The 24,182-nt window shown below is 40.5% G+C and carries 19 protein-coding genes; 4 read left to right on the top strand and 15 right to left on the bottom strand.

The genetic code is table 11. The features are described from left to right. Nucleotides 1-4: 4 nt before the first annotated feature. Both C4F40_RS03860 and C4F40_RS03855 read right to left on the bottom strand, forming a co-directional pair. The gene (locus C4F40_RS03860; protein WP_196938048.1) at nucleotides 5-970 is read right to left on the bottom strand and encodes a glycoside hydrolase family 43 protein; all 966 of its coding nucleotides are present in this window, start codon (nucleotides 968-970) and stop codon (nucleotides 5-7) included. A gap of 42 nt (nucleotides 971-1,012) precedes the next feature. Next, nucleotides 1,013-2,158: an endo-1,4-beta-xylanase gene (locus C4F40_RS03855; protein WP_231389906.1), complete on the bottom strand. Its 1,146-nt coding sequence runs from the start codon at nucleotides 2,156-2,158 to the stop codon at nucleotides 1,013-1,015. A gap of 606 nt (nucleotides 2,159-2,764) precedes the next feature. On the opposite strand from C4F40_RS03855, the gene C4F40_RS03850 reads away from it, so the two are divergent. Next, nucleotides 2,765-3,133 carry a DUF2200 domain-containing protein gene (locus C4F40_RS03850; RefSeq protein WP_196938047.1) on the top strand — a complete coding sequence of 123 codons (369 nt, stop codon included), beginning with the start codon at nucleotides 2,765-2,767 and terminating at the stop codon, nucleotides 3,131-3,133. Nucleotides 3,134-3,206: 73 nt separating this feature from the next. Here C4F40_RS03850 and C4F40_RS03845 read toward each other — a convergent pair whose 3' ends face one another. From C4F40_RS03845 to C4F40_RS03830, 4 genes are all read right to left on the bottom strand, one after another. After that, entirely contained in the window at nucleotides 3,207-3,710 is a 504-nt protein-coding gene (locus C4F40_RS03845; protein WP_196938046.1) for a VOC family protein, read from the bottom strand. Nucleotides 3,711-3,871: 161 nt separating this feature from the next. Beyond that, nucleotides 3,872-4,447 (bottom strand): DUF417 family protein, encoded by a 576-nt coding sequence (locus C4F40_RS03840; protein WP_196938045.1) that lies wholly within the window; start codon nucleotides 4,445-4,447, stop codon nucleotides 3,872-3,874. 60 nt (nucleotides 4,448-4,507) lie between these two features. Then, entirely contained in the window at nucleotides 4,508-5,341 is an 834-nt protein-coding gene (locus tag C4F40_RS03835) for a helix-turn-helix domain-containing protein (RefSeq protein ID WP_196938044.1), read from the bottom strand. 181 nt (nucleotides 5,342-5,522) lie between these two features. Beyond that, nucleotides 5,523-6,533: a DUF6807 domain-containing protein gene (locus C4F40_RS03830; RefSeq protein ID WP_196938043.1), complete on the bottom strand. Its 1,011-nt coding sequence runs from the start codon at nucleotides 6,531-6,533 to the stop codon at nucleotides 5,523-5,525. 115 nt (nucleotides 6,534-6,648) lie between these two features. Here C4F40_RS03830 and C4F40_RS03825 point away from each other — a divergent pair, with 115 nt between their 5' ends. Continuing rightward, a complete protein-coding gene (locus tag C4F40_RS03825) occupies nucleotides 6,649-8,166 on the top strand; it encodes a GH3 family acyl-acid amido synthetase (protein WP_196938042.1) in 1,518 nt (505 codons plus the stop codon). A 21-nt stretch (nucleotides 8,167-8,187) separates the two neighbouring features. Here C4F40_RS03825 and C4F40_RS03820 read toward each other — a convergent pair whose 3' ends face one another. Then, a complete protein-coding gene (locus C4F40_RS03820) occupies nucleotides 8,188-8,862 on the bottom strand; it encodes a hypothetical protein (RefSeq protein WP_196938041.1) in 675 nt (224 codons plus the stop codon). A gap of 167 nt (nucleotides 8,863-9,029) precedes the next feature. Further along, nucleotides 9,030-11,486: a glutaminase domain-containing protein gene (locus tag C4F40_RS03815; RefSeq protein WP_390881624.1), complete on the bottom strand. Its 2,457-nt coding sequence runs from the start codon at nucleotides 11,484-11,486 to the stop codon at nucleotides 9,030-9,032. A gap of 271 nt (nucleotides 11,487-11,757) precedes the next feature. Here C4F40_RS03815 and C4F40_RS03810 point away from each other — a divergent pair, with 271 nt between their 5' ends. After that, complete coding sequence (locus C4F40_RS03810; RefSeq protein WP_196938039.1) at nucleotides 11,758-12,318, top strand: biliverdin-producing heme oxygenase; 561 nt, start codon at nucleotides 11,758-11,760, stop codon at nucleotides 12,316-12,318. A gap of 221 nt (nucleotides 12,319-12,539) precedes the next feature. Here the strand turns inward: C4F40_RS03810 and C4F40_RS03805 are convergent, their stop codons facing one another. Genes C4F40_RS03805 through moaCB form a run of 6 tightly spaced genes read right to left on the bottom strand, consistent with a single transcriptional unit; the run spans nucleotide 12,540 to nucleotide 21,638 of the window. Continuing rightward, entirely contained in the window at nucleotides 12,540-13,109 is a 570-nt protein-coding gene (locus C4F40_RS03805) for a molybdenum cofactor guanylyltransferase (RefSeq protein ID WP_196938038.1), read from the bottom strand. A 2-nt stretch (nucleotides 13,110-13,111) separates the two neighbouring features. Beyond that, nucleotides 13,112-14,626: a rubredoxin gene (locus C4F40_RS03800; protein ID WP_231389905.1), complete on the bottom strand. Its 1,515-nt coding sequence runs from the start codon at nucleotides 14,624-14,626 to the stop codon at nucleotides 13,112-13,114. Then, a complete protein-coding gene (locus C4F40_RS03795; protein ID WP_196938037.1) occupies nucleotides 14,616-18,140 on the bottom strand; it encodes a nitrate reductase in 3,525 nt (1,174 codons plus the stop codon). The genes C4F40_RS03800 and C4F40_RS03795 overlap by 11 nt, the downstream gene beginning before the upstream one ends. Continuing rightward, entirely contained in the window at nucleotides 18,127-19,467 is a 1,341-nt protein-coding gene (locus C4F40_RS03790; protein WP_196938036.1) for a NarK family nitrate/nitrite MFS transporter, read from the bottom strand. The genes C4F40_RS03795 and C4F40_RS03790 overlap by 14 nt, the downstream gene beginning before the upstream one ends. Before the next feature lie 36 nt (nucleotides 19,468-19,503). Continuing rightward, complete coding sequence (locus tag C4F40_RS03785) at nucleotides 19,504-20,685, bottom strand: molybdopterin molybdotransferase MoeA (protein ID WP_196938035.1); 1,182 nt, start codon at nucleotides 20,683-20,685, stop codon at nucleotides 19,504-19,506. A gap of 2 nt (nucleotides 20,686-20,687) precedes the next feature. Continuing rightward, complete coding sequence (gene moaCB, locus C4F40_RS03780) at nucleotides 20,688-21,638, bottom strand: bifunctional molybdenum cofactor biosynthesis protein MoaC/MoaB (RefSeq protein WP_196938034.1); 951 nt, start codon at nucleotides 21,636-21,638, stop codon at nucleotides 20,688-20,690. A gap of 514 nt (nucleotides 21,639-22,152) precedes the next feature. Here moaCB and C4F40_RS03775 point away from each other — a divergent pair. Next, the gene (locus tag C4F40_RS03775; protein WP_196938033.1) at nucleotides 22,153-22,899 is read left to right on the top strand and encodes an isocitrate lyase/PEP mutase family protein; all 747 of its coding nucleotides are present in this window, start codon (nucleotides 22,153-22,155) and stop codon (nucleotides 22,897-22,899) included. A gap of 107 nt (nucleotides 22,900-23,006) precedes the next feature. Here C4F40_RS03775 and C4F40_RS03770 read toward each other — a convergent pair whose 3' ends face one another. Continuing rightward, entirely contained in the window at nucleotides 23,007-23,996 is a 990-nt protein-coding gene (locus C4F40_RS03770) for a Gfo/Idh/MocA family protein (RefSeq protein WP_196938032.1), read from the bottom strand. Nucleotides 23,997-24,182: the final 186 nt, after the last annotated feature.

The following is a 24,182-nucleotide window of genomic DNA, read 5'->3' as shown; positions in this document are numbered from 1 at the left end:
TGACTTACTGACCCTCAATTGTTTTTATGGTACCGTTTGCATTGTATTGTAATTCCACGACTTTCATGCTCCTCAACCAGGTTTTTCCGTCCGACGGTACAGAATCGTGATGAAACAGATACCATCTTCCATTGTGTTCCATTATGCTATGGTGCGTAGTCCATCCCACTACGGGCGTTAATATAACACCTTGATAGGTAAATGGTCCATAGGGATTATCACCTATGGCATAACACAACAAATGTGTATCGCCCGTAGAATACGAAAAATAGTATTTACCCTTGTATTTGTGCATCCACGAAGCCTCGAAAAAACGACGTTCAGTATCTCCCTGCGTCAATGGCTTTCCATTTTCATCCAAGATCTGCAGTTCCCGCGGTTCTTCATCAAACTCCAACATATCTTCCGATAGACGCGCAACTTTAGCAGACAAGGCTTGTTCATGGAAATGTGGAAGATCTGCTCCGGCTACCATCTTATTGTTTCTGAAAAACTGCAGTTGGCCTCCCCATATCCCACCGAAATACAGGTAATACGCGCCGTCATCGTCTTGAAACGCACAAGGATCAATACTATAACTTCCTTTTATTGGCTGATCCTGTGGCACGAATGGACCATACGGCTTATCACTTACGGCGACCCCCAAACGAAATACATCCGTCTTATCCTTTAATGAAAAATACATATAGTATTTTCCATTTTTGTGGGCCACATCTGAATCCCATAACTGCCTTCCCGCCCAAGGGATATCTTCTAATGAAAGCACCTTGCCATGATCGGTGACCTCACCCGCAATGTGTTCCATCGAAAACACATGGTAGTCTTTCATATTGAAATGATCACCGTTATCATTTTCTGGAATGCCACTTTCCCAATCGTGCGAAGGATAAATGTAGATCTTACCTTCAAAGACGTGGGCAGAAGGATCTGCCATATAATCGTTGGGAAACAAATATCTTGTGTTGTTCATATTCTTAAAACTAAATTTATGTGAATCGTTTTCCGTCGACATTCAATGGTTACGCTGTGCCATTTTAATAAGCTCAGCAACTATGGATTTAGGCTTGTATTCCCGGTCAAAAAGCAGCGGATAATCGGTTCTACCGCGCATAGGCCAGCCATTACGCCATGAATCACCATCCCCCACTCCCCATACGGTGACCCGGCTTATCTTATCTTGATGCTTTAGGTACAAGCGAAAGAAATCCACATATCTACCATTTAACTGGCGGACCTTCTCAGCAGGGAGGCCATCGGGAAAGGGATTCATTTCCTTGTCGTACGTGAAATTTTCGCTAATCTCGGCTCCTATATTGCGTCGGGGTGACGGAAGCACAGTGATGTCCATTTCCGTAACCATCACGCTGACACCTAAATTAGAGAATGCCAAAATTGTTTTTTCGACCTCCTGAACACTTGGGTTATCCAGCTGATGGTGTTCCTGCATACCGATTCCATTCACACGCACACCTTGTGCGATCAGATCACTAACCATATTAGCAATACCTTCACGCTTATCGGGCACTGCTGTAGAATAATCGTTGTAGTAGAGTTCGGCGTCTGGATCTGCGGCATGTGCAAACTCAAAAGCTAGCTTGATAAAATCTTTTCCGATAATTTTGTAAAATTTACTATCACGCCACTCACCATTATCCAAAATAGCTTCGTTTACAACATCCCATCCTTTGATACGGCCTTTATAACGTGATACCACTGTGGTGATATGCTGACGCATACGCTCAATTAAAACATCTCGTGAAACTTCTTTGCCCTGCCTATCTGTAAAAAACCAATTAGGCGCTTGGGAGTGCCATATCAACGTATGTCCCACCATATGCATATTGTTTTTCTCTCCGAATTCGACAAATTTATCTGCATCTTTAAAATAAAATTCTCCTTCACGCGGTTGTAGATACATACTTTTCATGCAATTTTCGGCAACAATAGCGTTAAATTGTTCTTTTACGACTCCCACCGCCGTAGCATTACGTTCCCATATCTGATCAAGATTCAAAGCTGTCCCGATATAGAACTTATCTTTGAAGGCTTCCTTCAATACAGTTGCCTTCGGCGTCTCGTTCTTCAGTCCGGCCTGCGACGAACACCCAAGTAGCGCTCCAACAGTACACATCGTAAGTAGTGTGTTGATTATTTTCATTTGTGTTTAGTATTATTGATCCGTTTACTATTTTTTTATTTTATATCCCTGATTTTGATTTGATGAATTTTATCGATTACATCATCGGCTAACCTGTACTCGAAATAAACCATCTACAACAAGGGACATCCGCGTTAACATAATCATCCATATTAAGCTCTTAAATACATCCGCAAAATTTGCATTCAGGTTTATAAGCAACTGTTTATATTGTATACACATACCATTACATGCTACATCGTACAGCAGTAAAGGTAGGAAGAGATAGTTGGGGAAATATGATACAGATGTTTTAGAAAACAGTAAATATGTTTACGAACAGCCTATTTAAGGTTAATTTACGCCGTTTTCTTTGATACACGGAAGACATGAAGTACCCGTGTTAAAGAAAAATAGTTTACAATGTGAGGCGATACAGTCGCCAAATATTCATGCTTCTCATTTTAAATATTAAAATTCGCAGGTAGCGTAAAATACCTGTTCAAGGTTATAAGATTCACCCACGAAATTTTAAATAGATTTTCATTTTTTTGACTTAACTTTCTACGATTCAATTTGTAAATTGCAATATGCAAAATAGAATGCGAACAATTAAAAACATAAGGTATGAATACTTCCGCCACGCATAATGAACGTATTGCAAAAATGAGCTTTGCCTCGGTCTATCCGATGTATCTCGCAAAAGTAGAGAAGAAAGGTAGAACAAAAGAAGAATTGCATCAGGTAATAGAGTGGTTAACAGGCTTTGACAGCAGTACGTTACAGGATCTGATAAAACAAAATGTAACTTTTGAAACGTTCTTCCAACAGGCTTTGTTACATCCAAATGCACACCTCATCAGCGGAGTAATCTGCGGGTATCGCATCGAAGGAATCGAAAATCAGTTGACACGACAGGTTCGATATTTGGACAAATTGGTGGATGAACTGGCGAAAGGTTGGAAAATGGAAAAGATATTGCGTAGCGCTGTTTAATAAGATTATCTTTGCGTGTAAAAGCAAAGATAGCCTTATTCAATAGTACGGAACTTAAAGTTTATCAATTCTTTTAACTTCTATCAAGTTCTTTCAATAGATCATCTAAATTCAGCGCACGCGTATACATTTCCAAAGAACCATCCGACTGATGCGGCCATTGTTCTCTAGGGCGATCCCAATACAATTCTACTCCATTGCCATCGGGATCATTCATGTACAAAGCCTCCGAAACGCCATGATCTGCCGCTCCAGTCAATGGATAATGTGTTCGCCGCAGACGGTCAAAGATAACAGCAAGGTCCTTTCTAGTGGGGTATACAATTGCCGTATGATATAGGCCTACGCCATTTGCAGACGCAGGCACCGCTCCTTTGCTGTGCCAGGTATTCAATCCGATATGATGATGATATCCCCCAGCAGATAGAAACGCTGCCTGATCGCCATACATCGTAGTAAGCTCAAAACCTAACAGGTCACGGTAAAATTCCAGCGCGCGTTCAAGATCGGACACTTTTAAATGCACATGTCCTATACCTGCTTGCGCAGGGATAACATAGTCCTTTTCCTTCGACATTTTTATAGATTTTATGAATTAAATCATACAGATTAACTCTATAGGTAAAGATAGGCAACACCTTTTACTTCATCAAGCGCAGAAAGCTGTTTAATATATTAGAAGTAACTAATCGTTCAGATTAGTCTGTGAGATGATCTCATTAGACAGCACTTAATCGGCTAAGGACATTTTGAATTAAGTAGTCTCTGTGCACAATCAGAAGCTATTATTAAGCCGCTAACCAACATAATGATATCCTTTAGCACCAGTCTCCCAGCTCCGGAAAGATAAGGAAATCCAAAGTTAGGCGTAGGAAAGTCACCTCCTAAATTTGGCACATAAACTTCTGGCGTTGTGATTAAAAAAGATAGCGTGACAACAGACATGATGAAGGTTAATAAACCGCCTACAAATCCTGCCTTAGGATACCAGATGCCTAATAAGGTAAGAATACCAATGCAAACTATAACACCGCCTAAGCCATACGAAAAGATATAGGTGCCATTCTCCCTATGCCAGTTGATGTTTTTTGTGACGGTGGCTCCCTCAGGATTTTTATAATGTTGGTATTCCGTAGCTTCATTGGTGTAGAAAAAACTCATAAATGGACTATTGGCCACAAATGGCACGATGCCATCTGCTTCGTACTGGAATACCTTTAGGCCACCAATCCAGGCCATTACAATAAAAATAGCGATTTGTAGAAAATGGATAAACTTACCCTGTAAGGCAGCGAAGAAATGTAAAAATTGCATAAGATCATTTTTTACACAAAACTACGACACGGGAATATGGTATTAAATGGACATATTTGACTATTCTATGGATAAATTTGCAGCGGCAGATATGCCGACCTGCTGACGGTAATAGGTTGGCGATACGCCCACATGGGTTTTAAAATAGCGGCTGAAATAATGTTGATCTTCGAAACATAGCTCGTGTGCGATCTCCTTAACTGATTTATAAGTGAGATGCAAAAGCTTCTTCCCTTCTAGAATAGTACGTTCTTGTATAATTTTTGAAGGACTTTTATGCAGCACACGCTTTATTTTACGACTAAACGCGGGTAAAGACATGTGCATGCGGAACGCATAAAATGTTATGGATTTTTCTGTTTTGTAAAACTGCTCAACCAGATCTTGAAATATTATACCCTCTTCGCTTCTGAGCTGCGTAAAATAGAAATGATGATTTATGAACTTTTGTTTTTCATCGCTGGCTATAGACAGTAGCAATTGCAAATAAGATTTAATAATCGAGTTGGTAAATCTAGTGTCCTGATAAATCTTTTTTTCCATTTTACCGCAAATTGAGGTCAACTCAAGGTAGATATCATCTGCAACTTCCACATGAGGTAACTGATAAACGGAATTGAAGAGTAACCCATTACAGGATACTTCGTTCTTATGTAGCTCTATACAATAATAATCGCCGTTGAAAGCAAGTTGCATAAGGTGAAGATCCAGTGCGTCTATGATTCTAAAACGTTGGTAAGGAGCTAGAAATATTAAGGATTTGCTGCCCGATGTGTAATTTACATCGTCTACTTGATAACAGGTTGAATCCGCTGTCAATAAGATGTGATAATGCTCAGAGCAAAACGTCTTGGAAAACATGCTTGCCTCAACAGTCTGAATACTAATGTCCATAACAGCAAAGTTATCCATTTTGTTAAAACGAAGGTCCATTTCGTCAAATACTTTCCGAGCGTAAAAACTGATCCTTCTCGATCCAATAGATTATCATTGCATGTCGAAGGATATATATCCAATTTTGAATTACGTGGACACCAAACTCAAATTCAATAAAAATTAAATTACACAATGGTTTCTAGTTAGGAGCTGTTTGGCTTTTAGAAAAACTTTGCCAGATGCTTTCTACGCTGTCTGCATCCATATGCCCATCAAATACAATAAGCCGATATTTTAAAACATAGGTATGGCCTGGCTCTAACAGCCAATCACGATCTTTTGTCGGTGAGACATTGAGGAAGAAATCTCCACGTCCATTATTACCATTTTCATCCCAAATACGTAAGGGTTCCGGATGATTGTAGTTATCGGGATGGGAAAGAATGGCCATTCCGCCATAGGAATTATTTGGTAACTCACCTTGTACCAAGCACCATCTTGCTTTGCTACCATCGGTATTGTTACGATCTTTTCCATCCGAGGTCAATACCTCACAATTGCTGCTATCCCAAAATTCCGTAGCCCGCCATCCTAGTCCTCCGTACCGATAAGTAAGCAAGTGCAATGGACTCGTTGAAGCACAACGAAAAGTAGTCGTAATGTCGACCCAATAGTAATTTTTGGCTTCATCGGATACCTCCACCCTAACGGTTTGCCATTCTTCCAAGGCGACTTTTTCGGTACCGTTTTTTTTGAATGCGACGTGGTGATGCAGCGCTGTATATTCGGCATAATTCGCGCCTTTATCCTGGTTAGTGAAGCGGACAAAACGGACTGTTCCGGTTTTCTTCTTCAGATTCCAAAAATCGATCGTGTCCTTCTCAAAAAGGGTATGCGTCCACGGATTCCAAATGCCATAATGGTGGTAATGATCATCAGGTTGCATACGGGTAAGTTGATGTCCTTGAGGTGTATTAAGCGGATGGATAAAACCACTGCGCCGATAACTGCTATCCTGCCCTTTGGGTGGATATACTGTATTGAATTGATAACTAAGCAAACAACTCATACTGCTACTGATAGTCAATACACTATCGACAGTTAACTGTAGTTTTTCTGATTGCCCGCTCACCTGCGTGCAGCATATGTTGGTTAATAACCATAATGTAATGGTTATCCGAAAAATGAAGTTGCTGAGTAGTAAATGCATCTAACAAACATAAATATTTGTAAACAAATATTGAAACCTTTTCTATGCAGCGAGCAAAACAAAACTTCCACACTCCTTTGGTTGTTATAATGGTAAAGTAAGCAATTTTTTATTTATGGCTATTATCGGAGAAATTATAAAAAGGGTAATCAACGTAAACGGCATCATCAGTAAAGATCCATTACCTAAGGACGCACAGCGGGAAGTGCTAATTGACATGTTGAAAAAAGCAAAATATACTGCTTTTGGAAGAAAATATAATTTCAGCACGATATTGACTGAAACGGATCCGATCAAAGCTTTCCAACGCGCAGTGCCTATATACGACTACGACAACATATATGCAGAATGGTGGCACTATTTAGATGAGGGGCACGAAAACATCACCTGGCCGGGCGGTCAACGATACTTCGCGTTGAGCAGCGGAACCACCAGCAGCAGTAAGGCTATACCAGTGACCGACGATATGTTAGATGCTATAAAAAAAGCGGGCATACAGCAAATTCTTAGTCTAAAAAATTTTGGTTTGCCGGCGGATTTTTTTGAAAAAAACATCATGATGCTCGGAAGCAGTACGCAGCTAAAAGAACGAAACGGCTTCCTTGAAGGAGAAATTAGCGGAATTTCCGCATCCAACCTTCCATTGTGGTTTAGAAAGTTTTACAAACCCGGACGAAAAATCGCTGCGACCAAAGATTGGGATGAGCGGGTCAGAAGGATAGCGAAAGCTGCAAGAAAATGGGACATCGGCAGTATGACGGGTATTCCGTCCTGGTCCGAACTCCTACTTAAAGAAATCATTCGTTACCATCAGGTCGACACCATACACGATATCTGGCCCAACCTTCAGGTATACAGCACAGGAGGGGTCGCTTTTGGGCCTTATCGCAAAAGTTTTGAAAAACTGTTTGCGCGCCCGATGACCTATATCGACACTTACCTAGCTTCAGAAGGTTATTTAGCTACACAAAAAAGACCGGATACCAACGGTATGGCCCTCATTGTTGACAACGGTATTTTCTTCGAGTTCGTTCCCTTTGTTGAGGCAAATATGGACGAAGAAGGACGAGTGAGACAGGATGCTGAGGTGCTAACATTAGAAGAAATAGATGAAGGTACGGAATACGTACTTTTAATCTCGACCGTAGCCGGGGCTTGGCGTTATATGATCGGTGATACAGTGATCCTCACGGATAAAGAACACGCTGAAATTATGATCAGTGGCCGGACAAAGCACTTTCTAAATGTCGTGGGGGAACAGGTATCCGTACATCAGATGAACAATGCTATCGAAAAATTACAGGAGCAATTTGATCTGCAGATAGAGGAATTCACCGTTGCCTCGATCCGCAGAGGAGAAAAACACATCAATAAATGGTACTTGGGCGCTGATAGAGTGTACACTTCTCCACAAATCACCGAATTTCTCGACGCAAAACTCCAGGCTAACAATAAGAATTATAAGGTGGCCCGACATCAAGCGTTAGATGGGGTGGAAGTCAATATCATACCTGTATCATATTTCCATAGCTGGAGCGAACATTACAAAAAACTAGGAGGACAAACGAAAATACCTCGGGTTATGATAGAGGAGGAATTTGATAAGTTTGAAAAATACATCTCGACATTATAAAAACAAGATTGTTCAGGGGGCTTATTGATCTTCTTTGGTGATATCCTCCACTATTTGGGATTCCTCGGCCAATATTTCCTCGCGATCATCTTGTGTTTTCTCTTCCAGTTTGGCTACCAGTTCTACAATATCATCCGGGGAAAGATAAAGGCGTGCGATTTTATCTTTGTACCGCTGCGACAATTCGCTATGGTCCAAAATAAATTCTTTGGTGGCCAAAATATAGGAGCCCATACCACGGGTTACAGCGAACGTATCCGCTACACGTTCCGCCTTGCGGACATACCTTTTGGACAACCAGTACAATAAACCAAACCTAGCAATGCCTATCGTGCTTCTTTCCTCATAGTCCATAATATGACCGAGCTCATGGCCTATCCACCCGATTAATACAGCATCTGCCACCTGATGAATGGGTTCGATGCTGTGTTTAAGTTTAAATACCGGACTGATCAATATATCGTACACCCGTCTTTTACGCGCGTAGAACAATGTTCGAATCACTGGCCGTGCGGCCATTACGGATCTTTTCAACTGTTGTGTAAAAATAAATCTTATGCATGCATCCCCAAGCTCAGGATAGTGCGATAACGCGGTAAGTACCTGTCTCTCTATCACCTTTGGAATTTTTTTGTTAGCGGAAAGAACGCTAAGCGCTGTTACGACGTTAATTTTTGTATCTGTGTTTAAACTCATAAGATTTTCGTTATGATGTCTAAAAATTAACAGTCAACCGCAAAAATTGTTGTAATATATGACAATTTAGATGTGAACAAAGGATGAAGCGAAGGTGAAAACAGGTAATATATAGTGGAATAGGAGTCCAAAAAGATATCATTCTCTGTTTTGGACTCCTTATTGGCTTATTTATTTTTTAATCTATCAGAAAACATTTTCATATAAAAACCTCCTACCACACTGCGAGCTTTAAAGTTCTCCCGAATACCGGTCTTTGAATCGTAAAAATCGTTTAACGGTACTCTAGAGCTTGTTTCGATTGCATGTAAATAAACGGGATTTATGAGTGACTGAAAGTCCTTTTCGTTGTTCGTAAAAGTCGCCGTCCACAAAATCCAGTCATTTTTAGTATAATCTTTCCTGCTGTCCAAAGGCAATCCATATCTATTCTGCCTCTTGAGGTAATACGCGATTTCGGTATCATATACTGTTTGAGGGAAAAGTTGCAGGTGTAGAACTTTATCCCACACCAAATTATATTTTTGACTCCAGGTATTTTTGTTATCAAATGTCAGCGCATAGTGATCTCCTGCATCTGCCATTTCCATCCATGCCGGAACCATCCCGTCTGCAATAGCTCTGTATTTTTTTGCAATATCGTCATAACCTAACATCTTGGCCAGCTCAGCGTAGCAAGCTATGCCTACAATTGCCTTGATAGACAAATTTGCATTTCTAGCGAGATGCCCTGCAAAGTCATCGGTACACAACTGGTTCTTTGGATCCAAACCTTCTTTGGTTAGATAATCCGCCCATGTGGTCAGTATTTTCCAATGTTTTCTTGCGTACTCCGCATTTCCTTGCGCTTTTGCTATAGCAGCAGTAAGGATAATCATATTACCCGATTCTTCGATCGGCATGGGCTCACCATATGTCTGTCCGTTCGCCAAGGGGTAAGTACCAAGATCATGCGCGGCCCATGGATGCGGATATCTGCCGCTTTCACTGAAATAAAAAATCCCATTGAGCATACCTTCCAACAACTGTGAATTATAAATCAAGTATAATGGAGCGGATGGATAAGTGACATCCACCGTATTGATAAAACCTCCGCTGTTGTTTTCCTTGGATAACCATAGAATTTCTCCTTCGGGGCTTTTCACCAATGTATGGGCTGCGATACTTTGACGATAGGCCAATGCACAGAGGTGCGCGTATTTTTTTCCGCCCGATTTCAATGCGTCTGCATACAATGTTTTATCAAATGCCTCACATTGTGCGATGGTTTCTTGGTATTCATTCGTGGCTTTAGTAAGTTGCTTTTCTATCGTCTCTTTACCAGATAGATTCCACCATGGCCGCAAATTGTTACCAAAATATTGTATCGAATAAACCTCATCATATCCGACGGCAACATAATGCGTAACCGGCTTTTTACCAACACTGCCAAACGGAATAACGGTATTCAAGGCGAGTTGTCTGCCTTGATGCGCTGTAGATGTGGTAAGACCATTTCGAAAGGCATTTCCTGCCTCTTTTTGGGGAGTAATAAACTGCACAGATTGGCTTTTCTTTGGTACGGCGACATAGAAATAACCCCAATCTATGCGCATGTCATCTGCTCCTTTTTGCAACATAGGCTGTTCGACCGTACCTGTTTTTAAAATGGAAAGCTGATCGGAGTTATATTGCTTCGCCGTTACTTCCTGCGAAGGCTCATAAACGGCAATATTTGATGCAGCGCTAAGATACACCTTGACTTGATGGTTTTTGCTGTCGTTGGCATGCACCTGATGGGAAATATAGGAGATGGGACGTGCTAAATGATCCAGATTATCCATCAACAACGGCGAGGTGAACGTCAATTTTAGGTCAACTGCACCGCAGGTAAAATGGTATATGGTTTGCGTCGCATTTACTTCTACGTTGGTTTGCTTTGCTAACTGCGTCGTCGCGGAACGATCTATTTCCCGATCGACTAACCCAAAATCAAGAAAACGTCCTCCCGCGGTATTTCGCAGATGGATTGCAATGACATTTTTTCCTGATTTTAAGGCTTTTTTATCCTCTTCTCCTAAGGAAATATATTCAAATGTGTTGGTCCATCCTACTTTATTATAAATCTTGGTGCCATTAAGATATACGTCGATATCGTCATCGTGATTTAATTTTAAAAAAAGAGCGTCGATAGTTTCAGGGCTGGTGACATCAAAAGTTCGTCTTACCCAAATATCATTAGATTGCCAAATCGTTTTAGCTTTTTGAGCCAAATCACCAATAGGCGCTTTTCCTAACTTCCATTCAGAGCTGTTATAGTTTGTTGTTTTCCAATCTCCTTGAGGCTGTACTTCGGTATAATGTACTTCATAAGACTCTTCATCGGAGGCGGGCAGAATGGTTTTGTAATTTGGAACCTCCTTACCTAGAAAGCGATATATTGTTCCATCTACATCGATCATACCCAATAGCGCATGATCCGCTCCGGTCCAATGTGTCGTTGTGGATTCCGCAAGTTGGTCGGTATTAGACCAAATACTGAAATTGGGGTTGTGGGTGATCAACGGATAAGACGGCGCCGTCCTATCCTGCGCATGCAACTGCCCGGAAACTCCGACGAAGAAAAGAAGAACTAGGCTCTTCATAAATTTGATTTTGTTCATAATTGTATTGTTTTTAGAATAAAAAATCTATACTTGGTCGAAGTATAATTTTCTGCAACATAGTTTTTTTTCCGTTAAAAAGCAAAGAAACGTTAATTCTCTTTGTAACGAAATTGACGTCCTACTTGCCCTACTACGAAAGCTTGTTAGAAAAATAGCAGATTTCATAGATGATTAAGCGAAAAGAAGCATACAGATATTCCAATAAATAACAATATTTGTATAGAATCGTTATAAATTAAAAGATTACATCATGTTAAGTCAAAATATCAAAGAAAGCACGAGTGCTGCACATCAAAAATTAGAAGGTACAGTTGTACGTCAACTAAAAGCTATCCGTTCCAACGCAGATTACGCAGAAGTATTAAAAAACTTCTATGCATACTTCAACGCTGTCGAAAAAGCGATAATGCCGTATATTACAAACGAAGTACTGCCAGACTATGTCCAGCGTCGGAATTCCAGCTATATCAAACAGGATGTTGAAGAATTAGGCGAAAGTGTGGACCATCTCCCGGAAGTGAATGTCCCACAGGTAACTTCCCCCTTGGAAGCCCTCTCTGCCTTATACGTATTGGAAGGTTCTATCATGGGCGGACCATACATTGTACAGATGTTGAATAAATACGGTATTACTGGAGGAACATCTTTCTTTTCGGGATATGGGGAAGATACGGGTAAGATGTGGGCTGCATTTACGGCAGTACTCAACACATACGGAGAAGACCCAGCCAGTCATGCAAAAGCAATAGAAGTGGCTAATGAAACGTTTTCTAAATTCGGAGAAGTCTTCAATACGACTCAGGTGTCATAGTGCTGGAGAAAGGCCCATGAATTAGCATTTTTTTTGTTTTTTTTTACAACAATTTGAAACGACAAACGTTATATAAATAAGTGGAAGCGTCTGCAGAAAAAATATAGGGTATATTGAATACCTCACGAAGAAGAGAGCCTGAGATAGTAAAATATCTTAGGCTCTCGAATTAAAAACAGGGCTGTCTCTAATATTCGCTTCGTCTCTCTATTTTTGATCTCCTATTCATAAAAATGGTCAATGGTATTGTAATTGACAAACTTAATATGATCAGCGATCGGTATGATAGAAACGTGGAAACTTAAAATGATTTTATGTAATGCAAAATGAATAAGTGTTCCTGAGTTTAATTGCGTAGCAATTTGTGCTAGCATACTGGAAGAATAAATGGCGCACAATGGCTCCACACGACTGTTATTTTCAAAAAAGCAACCTGCTATTCCTTTATTGTCAACATGATTTCGTATTAATGTACGCAAGGTATCGGTATCCATATTGATCATATCACAGGCCAACACCAAGATATCCTCCTCTGGAAAATTAAAATGAGCACTCAATAACCCGGTTAAAGGTCCTTTTGCAGACACACAGTCTACAATCAATTCCGGATTCGAAAACTGCTGTTGATATACTGGAAGTTGTCTTTCATTCACGGATATAAATGCCGGCAAATCCGTACAATGCAATATTTGCTGCGCATATTCAGCCCAGGTGTAATTTCCATACTGCAACATGCCCTTGTCCCTCCCCATCCGTTTGCTTTCACCACCACATAAAACAAGTCCTATCATGATTATTCATTAAATTCAATTCTCACAGCATTTATTGCCGCTAAGGTTTTCTTATTTACCGCAACAAAACATTCTTTACCTGCATTACAGATAGAGCAGCAATAGGTATCATCCAACGCGGCAAATGTTACACCTGCTGCTATATTCGCTATTTCATCGCCCCATTCGGGGTCGTATAGACTCAAACATTTCATACATTGGTGGATAACAACCACCTCATGGGATCCTTCATTGACAGAAGCATAATCTACGTGATCGAATATTGATAGGTTTGATTTTGTTTCCTGTAATTCATAGTAGTAGTTACATAAACTCGTCAACGTTCCAATAAGTCCTGATCTCGGAACCTTGTGTTCATAACAGATCAGATTCTTAGAATTCGGATTAAAATCGACGGTATGTAGTACATCAAACCACTCTCCATCTGTATCAAGAAATAATTGCTTTATAATGATCGAACCAAAAAGGCTGCTTTTTGGATTTGTTTTGATCGCAAAGCACAATTTAAATGTTCTTAAATCCATTTGATTAAAATGGAAGATCAGCTCGTGCTTAAGTGCCAAGCCATAATTACAAACGTCCTCCGTTTGCCAGTTCAGTTCATTCGAGGCGTGACGTACATTGATCCGGTGCTTGTTGAGCACACCGTTCCATAACTTCCTATCTGACGCTTGGATTCCCTTTATGATGATGGATTTCCATGGTGTAGTATAAATTTGTGCTATCCGGGTTTTGGCACATACCGTACAAATATCCGACAGAAAATCTACGGTAAAAAGTTCACTTCGCCTGTAAATGCCCAACCAAAACTTATCGTTATACCTATTGAATCCTTCATAATAGGGTAATTGAAATTCATCCGTTGTCAAAAGAGTTGTTAATGCTTGCGAAAAATAATTTCCTTTGCTCTTTACTTTCTCTTCCAATAAAACTCCGTCGACTTCTTCGCAGCCGACAAATATCCCTGACTCTTCCCCTATAACCTCTTCTATGTTTTGACAGACAGAAGAGATATCAAAGGAATAGATTAAAGATGACCAACAATACAAAATATTGGTCTTCGGAAATCGAACATACAGATACCAATAGTTACTTACTTCTGATGAAATGAAATTTAAATTTCCCGTAAATAAAGGCACTAATGACTGACTATTGTCCACCAGATTAACCTTTAGTTTTGGTTTATAGTTAAAGGAATCCAGAACATCCCGATAAACCCCCTCACGTAACCACGTAGACTGGGTAAACAGGTCGTCTGTAACATATGAACTCACAATATTCGGATAATCATCGTTATCGATTTCAAACTCGCTATCGGTGCTTAAAAATCCGTATTCAATTTGTTCAAGTTCATCAGCATTTACCTCAAAATAAAGTTGTTGGCGCGTACCGAATCTAATTTCTCTGATACCTACCTGTTGTAAAATTTCTAAAATAGGCAATAGATCCCCTACTGCGACAATTCCACCCCGGAGATTTACTTTTATTTGGTGTACGGTTGTTATATTAGTTTTCAATTGGCACCTCCTCCGCTATAACTGTTGTTGCTAAGAACTGATCTAAAATAGATTTCACCTCCGGTCGACAAGAACCGCACCCCATACCTGCTCCGGTAGCTTCACACAGCTGTTGCAGATCTGCACAGCCAGATTCTATTTTTCGGGTCAGGTTACCAGCTCCAACCTGACTGCAACTGCAGACCAGTTTCCCTATAAGAGGTTCGGCTTTGTTACCACTTCGTAGTAGTTGAAGCCTTTTATCGCTTAGTTCAGTTTTATTTGCAATAAGATCTTTAAATTCTAAAAACTCATTCTTATCTCCAATAAGTACGGTACCCACTAGCCTATCCTGATGTATAATACATTTTTTGTAATAACGCTTAGCCTTATCGATAAAGACGACTTCCTCATACTCCTCATTAGGTGATTCGCTGAGGCCAATACTACACAAATCAAATCCCTGGATTTTGATAATATTCATAAATAAACTACCTGCATAATAGCTCCCCACGTCACCATTGTGGAATTTTGCGACTACCGCTGCCTGCTGCTCCGCTGCCGCGGTGATTCCATAAAGTGTACCGTCAAATTCAGCAATTTCACCTATTGCATAAATATTCGGATCGCTCGTTTGCAAGCGTTCATTTACGACGACACCTCTCTTGCAAAGTAAACCTGCCTCCTTAGCCAATTCAATATTCGGAGTCGTACCAATTGCCAAAATGATAGCATCGCATTTTATCTGCGCCCCGCTTTTCAGTTCAACCTTTGTTAGTTTACTTCTTCCATAGTACAGCTGCACCTCATCATTGTAATATATATCGCACCCCTGTTCTACCATTTCCTCATGCAACATCTGGCTGCCTAATATATCCAGCTGTCTATTCAGAAAACGGGACACCCTTTGTACGACCGTAATCTTGACGCCTATTTCCCGCAGAGAAGCTGCCATTTCCAATCCCAACAAACCTCCGCCTACAATAACAACGTGCGAATTTTTAGGCAGGTATTTCTTTAAATTATCTGCGTCATCCCGCCTTCTCATTGTAAATATGCCAGATAGATTGGGCACATTCTTAGGTAATGTAGCGCGACTGCCCGTAGCTAAAATCAAGATATCATAGGGTGTCTTCCTTCCTCTGGAGTCGATTACATATTTACTTTCACGATCTATACGCTGTACACCAATCCCGCGCAGATGTTTGATATTATACTCATTTTCCTCTCCATCTTTCATTTTCACGAGCTGTTCCCATCCCTGCTCTCCACTCACATAATGCGGTAACATTACTCTATTGTAAAATGGTTGGTCTTCATTACTGAAAACAGTAATTTCGTCCAATTCATTTAACGCTCTATACGATTTTACAAATCCAAATGCCCCCGCGCCTGCACCTACTACTACGATTTTTTGAAATGGCTTTGAAAATGGTTCGATATGAACAGCGCAATATTTAAAGTCAGGTTCTTTTGATAATGGATCTACGTATGCGCTTGTTAAATTATTCGTTCTATGCAGATCGCTTCCCAGTGCCTTTCCCCAATGCATTGGAAGAAAGACAACTCCTGGTTTAATGCTATTCGTAATCCTGGCCTTAACTTGCACTTTTCCACGTCTGGATTGTGCGCATACAATTTGATCATCTGCTATGTGCAGTCGTTCGGCGTCGACCGGATTCATTTCCAAAAATGCTTCTTTAATATGTTGCTTAAGCTTACTTACCTTACCCGTTTTAGACATGGTATGCCAATGGTCCCTGATTCGTCCTGTGGTCAGAATAAAAGGATATTCTGAATTGGGAAGTTCGCTTGTCAGCACATCAACAGGGCTATGTATAATCGCCCTTTTACTCGGCGTATAAAATTCGTGATCAGTAAACAACCGCGCTGTTCCTGTCCGCTTTCGTTTTTGAAAAGGCCACTGTACCGTTTTATTGCTGTCTATAAGCGCATAATCTAACCCATCAACGCTCGTATTGGTTCTAGCGGTAAGCTTACTATGCTCTCTATAAATATCCGAAGGATGAAGGTAATCAAACCCCTTATAGCCCATTTTCTGGGCAAAACGGCAAATAATTTCTGCATCCGGTAGCGCCTCACCGGGAGGATCAATGATTTTATGGAGGTGGCTCACCCGGCGTTCTGAATTCGTCATAGTTCCCTCTTTTTCCGCCCATGCAGCCGCAGGTAAAATAACATCCGCATAGGGCAATGTCTGCGCCTTATCCGTAATCTCCTGCACGACTACAAATTTTGCTTTTTTTAAAGCTTCCTCCGCAAACCTTACATTTGGTAAACTCGTCATTGGATTTGTACACAAAATCCATATCGCTTTCAACCGTCCATCATGGAGCGCTTCGAACATCTCCGTTGCGGTAAGTCCTGCTTTATCCGAGATTGTAGCGCCACCCCAAAATTTTTGCACTTCTTTTCGATGTTTATCATTTGACAGATCCCGGTGAGCCGGCAGCAAATTAGCCAAACCACCAACCTCTCGCCCCCCCATAGCATTGGGTTGTCCCGTCAGCGAAAAAGGTCCGCTACCTGGCTTTCCGATTTTCCCGGTAATTAGATTAAGGTTGATGAGACTCAAATTTTTATTAACACCAATTGCACTTTGATTAAGCCCCATTGTCCAAAGACTTAAGAAGCCTTTTGCATCGCCGATATATTCGGCAGCCAACCGGATGGATGCCTCTTGCACACCACAGATGATGGCGGCTTCGGAAACAGTTTTCTCAAAGACACGTTGTGTATAGGCTTCAAATCCCTCCGTGTGATCACGGATAAAATTACTATCTATCTGATTGTTTTCGATCAATATCCTCCCTATGGCATAGTTGAGCACGATGTCCGTACCGGGGTTAATCTGTAGATGCAGATCAGCTAATGAACAAGAATCAGTAACGCGGGGATCGACTACGATAATCTTAATATGCGGATTGGCAAATTTATGTGCTTCAACACGTCGCCATAAAATAGGATGACACCAAGCAGGATTTGCACCCGTTACCAAAAAACAATCTGCTATTTCGATATCATCATAACAAATGGGCACACTGTCTTCTCCTAATGACATTTTGTATGCTGTAACCGCACTACTCATGCATAGACGTGAATTGGTATCGATGTTATTGCTACCAATAAATCCCTTTATCAGCTTGTTTATTACATAATACTCTTCCGTAAGACATTGACCAGAAGCATAAAACGCGACGGAATCTGGGCCATATTTTTCGATGAAAGTTTTGAATACAGCGACCGTACGCTCTAACGCTGCATCCCAAGATATACGCTGCAAAGGCATATTCTTATTATAGCGCATCTGCGGATACAATAAACGGTCCGATTTATCATTTACCGTATATTGCAAATTGAGTCCTTTACTACAAAGCATCCCGCTATTAACAGGGTGATCCTCATCTCCCTTTACGGAAACGGTATCTTTGCTTTCGATTTTAACCTTAACACCACAGCCTACGCCACAATAACAGCACGTACTGGTAAAAGTTTCTTGTTTATCTCTGTTCATGGAGAATCTGTTGTTTGTCTTCTAATTCAAGAGAAACCGGTGCCGCCTTGCCAAGAGTTTTCAATTGAAACTTGGTAATAAGTACAATTACGCCTATTATGGTAACACCAATACCGATATATCGGAAGGCGTCTGCGTAAGTTAACTGTTCAGATTTAAACAAAAATCCGACAAGCATAGCACCTATATTCCCACCGGCACCGACTATACCGCTTATCGTGCCGATGGAATCTTTATTGATAAACGGGACTATACCGTAGGTACAACCATTTGCCATTTTTAGAAAGAGTGCAAACAATAACATCGTTATTATTGCCATGGTGAGCGTATGTGATTGCGCAAACAGTCCTATTCCGATACCTTCTAACATTAATAAGCCGCCTAACAGAATGCCTTTACCTTTTAAACCGTAGGATTTACCAATTCTATCACTTACGATTCCTCCTAAAGCTCGTGCAAAAAGATTCATTCCACCGAATATACTGGCCATTGCGCCTGCCATTATCATGCTCGTTCCAAATTGATCCATAAAGAACGTCGCAGCGACATTATCAACAGTAATCTCTATTCCAAAGCATGCAGCATAAGCAAACGTCAAAATCCACACACGATAATCCTTTAATGCTTTTATAAAGGTTCCTTTCTCTGCCTTTTTGCGCTTACCCTTTCTAACTGTTAATTCATCAAAGTTCCCTTCAGGAGTGTCTTTTGTATACCGATAGTAAACAAATGCCATTACCAATAAAATAACACCAGGTACGATCATCGCAACTCGCCAGGAATCGGAGTGGCTTACCAGTCCCATTCCGACAAAACCCGCTGCAATTAATGGCATAACTAGATTCGTTACTCCCCCGCCTAGGTTACCCCACCCTCCGGTAACCGCATTCGCGGTACCAACTACGTTGGGGGCAAACATCATCGAGGTATGAAATTGAGTAATAACAAATGATGCACCTATTATCCCGATAAAAAACCTAAACAACAAAAATGATTCATAGCTATTACTTAAACCGATCAGCATAACGGGAAGGGAACCTATCGCTAACAAAATAGTATAGGATAGCCGTGGCCCTAGCGTATCGCATAATTTCCCAATGACTAGCCTCGCTATAATAGTGGCAGAAACGGATGCGATAATAATATTTCCGATCTCACTTTTGCTTAAGTTTAATTGTTCTCTTATAAGGGGCATTAATGGCGCTACGCCAAACCACCCAAAGAAACAGAAAAAGAAGGTAATCCAGGTGATGTGAAAAGTACGCATCTGGATGCCTTTAATCGAAAAGATACGGAGGGTAGTCAATGGTTTAAGTGCTTCTTTCATAAATTATTTTTTTCAGGTGGATTAAGAATTAAATTATTATAATGGATAAAAATATGTCCAGCTATGCTGTGCTATTTCTGCCATCTCGTGGGGATGTATCGCGAATCCGTCTGCTCCTAAAGCTGCAGTAATATCCCCAGAGCCGTTGTACTCCAACATACACAATCCACCATTTGGATGGATTTTCACGGGAAAGAACTCCGTAAGTTCACCTTTCTTGCGCCTAGAATCCAAAACAGGAAGTTTATAGATCATTCGCTGGCTATATTGAAAACAATAGTACAGGTATTCTTCTACAAACACTGTAAAGGTCACAAGGCAGGATAAGGGATTGCCCGGTAGAGCAAATACAATTCCACCTCCTGTTGTCTGACCGACTAATATAGGTTTTCCGGGTTTGATAGATACTTTATGAAACAGAACTTTGACCCCCAGTTCTCCTAATACGGTAGGAACATAATCTGCATCTCCCACTGAAACACCTCCATTTATTATCGTAATATTATGTTTTAATGCTTCTCGGAGTACTGCTTGGAGCGAGGGGACGTTATCATCAACATGCGTACAAAGCTGTGGTACAATGGACCATTTTTTTAATAGGGATCTTAATAAAAACTGATTGCTGTTTCTAATTTGAAAAGGGCTTATCGGTAAATCGGGCTGTATCACTTCGGAACCGGTAGTCACAATAGACACTGAAGGAAGGAGATATACAGATACACGTGACACACCCAAAGAAGCTAATAGACTAATTATTTGCGCATTACACCTTTGAGGTGCGTACAAAACTACTTCATACTGTTTTACATCCTCGCCCTGTCGAGCGATATGCTGGAATTCAGCAACTCGATCCACCGTAAAGCTAACTGTACCTGACACTTCGATCGCATCTTCGAGCTTTATAATTACATTGATTCTTTCAGGACAGGCTGCTCCGGTCATGATTTTATAACATTGTCCCTTTTTTAGTTCCTGCTTATGCTGTGCCCCTGCGTATACTACTTCAACAACCTCATAGGTACGGATACCATCATGCCAATCTTCAATCCGGAATGCATAACCATCCATTGCTGCTCTATTAAAAGGAGGATAATCGCGATCGGCAACTATATCTACAGCCAAAAATCGATTATCAGCTTCATGTAGATCCACCTCTTCACATCCGAATGAAGATGCAGCTTCGCGGAGTAATCGTTGTGCACTATCAAACGTTTCCATTTTTAATGTCCTCCCCCCAACATCATTTTTCGAGCATGAAAAACACCCGGTAAAATCGCGTCCAACGATTCCTGAACGCCATTACTACTCCCTGGAAGTGTTATAATAAGACTTTGTTGTATTGCTCCGGCAACCGAACGACTCATCATCGCCACAGGGGTTCGCATTTGCCCAAACGCTCTCATTGCTTCGGTAATACCATCTGCATCTCGCTCTAATATCTCTGCAACGGCTGCGACGGTATGATCTCGGGGCCCCAGACCCGTTCCGCCTGTTGTGAAGATAAAATGGACATCTGCTGCCACCCATTTTTGAATCTGACTTTGTATCAGCGTTTTTTCGTCGGGTACGATCTTATAGTCGATGATAGTTGCCTTATGGCTTTCCATGATTTCTTTAATAAGCAGACCACTTTTATCGGATCGAGTACCCGCCGCTGTAGAATCAGAACATACCAATATGGCACATGTCGTTGTCATACCCAAGTATGCGTAGTTTCCAGATTTCCCACCTGTTTTCTGACGTAGCTGAATGTTTCCGATCTCCAGATTTTGGTCAACCGGTTTTAACATATCGTAAATTTCTAATGCGACTATACTTGCTGCCGCGAGCGATTCCATTTCAATACCGGTACGGCCAATGGATTTAGCGTTTACCGAAATCAATATTCCGGAAGATGGAAGATTGGGATCCGAAAAATAAGTCGAATGCGCCCTACGCGACAGGTACTCAAAGGAAATATCCATTCCATCTATTCCGACTGGGTGACAATGCGATAAAAGCTGTGGCGTTAGCTTGGCCCCTATAAAACCCGCTGCCCGCGCGACATCAAATAAATTTCCTTTGGGAAGCTGATTGCTCTTGATCAAGTGAATGGTTTCGTCAGAACAGTATACTACAGCTACAGCATAAGCTGTTCGTAATGTCATTTGTTTACGGCTGATATCTCTCATATTAGAAATTGTTTTTTCATGACACTAGCTTCTGCTACGCTTCTATGCCCCAGAACTAACACCTTGGTATTTTTTAATTTCTCCTGCGCAATACTGCACATAAAATTTATTTTAAGACAATATTCAAAATAATTTACTCACATTATGCCAAAAGACAAATTTTATAAACAGGATTTACACAAATAAACAACAAAATAGTATTTACATATAAACAATAACACAAAAACAACGTAATTAACAATAATAAAATAAGTAATAAACACTAAATACACAGTTTAAAACACTAAAAACGTAAATATATGATATATATAACAAAATAAACATAAAATATTCAATTTATTAAAAGAAAATATGATTAAAAATACAAAAAAAACAAATTAGTATTAAAATTTAAATAAAAAAACACATTACACAACAACAAAAACTATTAAAAAACCAAAAAAATCAACTTTATGTTTCACAAAACAAACAGGCTACCGATCTGTTAGAAAGATATAACTAAACATTTTATCGTATGTCATTAACATCTTTCAAAAACTTACACCGACAATCATCTCCGTTAGTATTAGGCAACGTGTGGGACGCACATTCTGCAAAAATCGCAGAAAAATGCGGGTTTAAGGCACTGGGCTCGTCAAGCCACGCTATCGCCAATATATTAGGGTACGAAGACGGAGAGAACATTTCGTTCGATGAGCTTTTTTTTGTTGTACAACGCATCGTAAGATCCGTACAGATTCCGGTGTCGGTAGACCTAGAAGCTGGTTATTCGGACGATCCTCAACAAGTAGCGCGGTATGTCAAAAAATTAACGGATATTGGTGTGGTTGGAATCAATTTGGAAGACGGGAAAGTAGAAGACAGTAAACGCGTCTTAGGCTCGTCTACTTTACTTGCCGATAAGATAAAAGCTATAAAAGAAGTGACTGATATTTTTATTAATGCACGTACGGACACTTATGTTACGCAACATCAGGATAGTTTAGTTGAATCTATAAAACGTACCTCTTTATATATGGAAGCAGGCGCGGATGGAATATTCGTACCGTTAATCGAATCGAAAGAAGATATTGAAAAACTCACACAGGAAATAAAACTGCCCTTGAACGTATTTTTAACACCAAATTTACCTAACCTCGAAGTCCTTGGGAAAATCGGTGTGAAACGGATAAGTCACGGGGCAAAACTTTATGAATGGCTAACCAAAAAAGCAGATAAAGCTTTCTCTGCATATTTGGAAAATCCAAAAATACCGGAGTAATCTAGCATTTCTAAGAGGGGTGTTGGAATACTGCTAATTATTGGAGGGATGCACTAACAACGAAATAATATTCGTTGCCTTTTCATTATTGTTAATGATACGCATCATCAACCGAGTACCTGCTCCATTACTTTTGCAGTCCGCAGTCCCGATACCCCCGTGGAAGGGCTTGTACCCTTCCCAGTCAATTCTTCTACGATCATTTGAATGAGTCCCATCTGTATGTGCTGTGGTCTATCAAAGTCAAACATTTCGACTCCAGTATCTGTACGCACTTCTATAGGTGTCAATTTGAAGATGCTGAACGTGATCGTACCGCGGGTACCTGTAATAATAACCCTATCCAATTCTGCGGATCGTGTACTTGAAAAACTCCAAAGCCCTATTCCTAAAACGCCGGACTTAAATTTCCAGCTCGCCGCAACGGTATCCGCGACTTCATAATTCCCCGCGATATTAATGGCGTTTCCGCTTGCACTTTCAATCTCACCTAGTAAATGATCCAAAATATCAAATGTATGAGGGGCCAGATCAACAAAATATCCTTCTCCGCCAATGTTTCTATCGATTCGCCAACTGTGCTTTTTGGGATCAAGATCACTGTCAGAAGGCGCTTGTATTATTTTGGCATCGACCGAAAGTATAGCCCCAATTTTACCTTCACTTAATAGCTGTTTTATCTGATTAAAATACGCCATACCCCTCCTGTAAAATGCGACGAAAAGCGGAATTCCGGTCTGCTCCGATATCGCATTCATCTCTTCACATTCTTTTACACTCATCGCCATTGGCTTCTCTACATAAACCGGCTTACCAGCTCGCATCGCGCTAACGGCATACTCCATATGCGTACTTGGGGGGGTAGCAACATAAATTGCATTCACCTCCGGATCATCAATTAATTGCTGCGCATTGGTATAGTACGTGGGGACTTCATGCCGCTGGGCGTAGTCCTTCACTTTATCCAAGGTGCGCGCCATCACAGCGACCAATCTAGAGTCTCCTATTTTATAAAACGCGGGGCCACTTTTTACTTCTGTCACATTTCCCGCACCAATCATTCCCCATCGTACCGTATCCAACTTCTTAATATCCATAAGTATATTCCCTCATTTGAGATAGCACGTTCAATATAATCAAAAATTTATATAGACAATAGCGAAATTATAAGTCGAGATGCAAAAAAATTATGAAATAATACAACTAAAAATTGCAGAGGTTTTTCTTTTCTATTATTATTCATTATTTTAGAGTATAAATACGTAAGTAAGGATATCATATTA

The organism is Sphingobacterium pedocola, assembly GCF_015209965.1.
GTDB lineage: Bacteria > Bacteroidota > Bacteroidia > Sphingobacteriales > Sphingobacteriaceae > Sphingobacterium > Sphingobacterium pedocola.
This window is presented reverse-complemented; position numbering and strand designations above follow the sequence as displayed.

Coding starts and splice junctions, on each gene's coding strand:
- C4F40_RS03860 (WP_196938048.1), bottom strand. CDS start 970: ATGAACAACACAAGATATTTGTTTCCCAACGATTATATGGCAGATCCT.
- C4F40_RS03850 (WP_196938047.1), top strand. CDS start 2,765: ATGAATACTTCCGCCACGCATAATGAACGTATTGCAAAAATGAGCTTT.
- C4F40_RS03820 (WP_196938041.1), bottom strand. CDS start 8,862: ATGAGTTTAAACACAGATACAAAAATTAACGTCGTAACAGCGCTTAGC.
- C4F40_RS03770 (WP_196938032.1), bottom strand. CDS start 23,996: ATGGATATTAAGAAGTTGGATACGGTACGATGGGGAATGATTGGTGCG.
- C4F40_RS03845 (WP_196938046.1), bottom strand. CDS start 3,710: ATGTCGAAGGAAAAGGACTATGTTATCCCTGCGCAAGCAGGTATAGGA.
- C4F40_RS03785 (WP_196938035.1), bottom strand. CDS start 20,685: ATGGAAACGTTTGATAGTGCACAACGATTACTCCGCGAAGCTGCATCT.
- C4F40_RS03835 (WP_196938044.1), bottom strand. CDS start 5,341: ATGGACATTAGTATTCAGACTGTTGAGGCAAGCATGTTTTCCAAGACG.
- C4F40_RS03815 (WP_390881624.1), bottom strand. CDS start 11,486: ATGAAGAGCCTAGTTCTTCTTTTCTTCGTCGGAGTTTCCGGGCAGTTG.
- moaCB (WP_196938034.1), bottom strand. CDS start 21,638: ATGAGAGATATCAGCCGTAAACAAATGACATTACGAACAGCTTATGCT.
- C4F40_RS03795 (WP_196938037.1), bottom strand. CDS start 18,140: ATGAACAGAGATAAACAAGAAACTTTTACCAGTACGTGCTGTTATTGT.
- C4F40_RS03805 (WP_196938038.1), bottom strand. CDS start 13,109: ATGATAGGACTTGTTTTATGTGGTGGTGAAAGCAAACGGATGGGGAGG.
- C4F40_RS03855 (WP_231389906.1), bottom strand. CDS start 2,158: ATGAAAATAATCAACACACTACTTACGATGTGTACTGTTGGAGCGCTA.
- C4F40_RS03810 (WP_196938039.1), top strand. CDS start 11,758: ATGTTAAGTCAAAATATCAAAGAAAGCACGAGTGCTGCACATCAAAAA.
- C4F40_RS03825 (WP_196938042.1), top strand. CDS start 6,649: ATGGCTATTATCGGAGAAATTATAAAAAGGGTAATCAACGTAAACGGC.
- C4F40_RS03840 (WP_196938045.1), bottom strand. CDS start 4,447: ATGCAATTTTTACATTTCTTCGCTGCCTTACAGGGTAAGTTTATCCAT.
- C4F40_RS03790 (WP_196938036.1), bottom strand. CDS start 19,467: ATGAAAGAAGCACTTAAACCATTGACTACCCTCCGTATCTTTTCGATT.
- C4F40_RS03830 (WP_196938043.1), bottom strand. CDS start 6,533: ATGCATTTACTACTCAGCAACTTCATTTTTCGGATAACCATTACATTA.
- C4F40_RS03775 (WP_196938033.1), top strand. CDS start 22,153: ATGTCATTAACATCTTTCAAAAACTTACACCGACAATCATCTCCGTTA.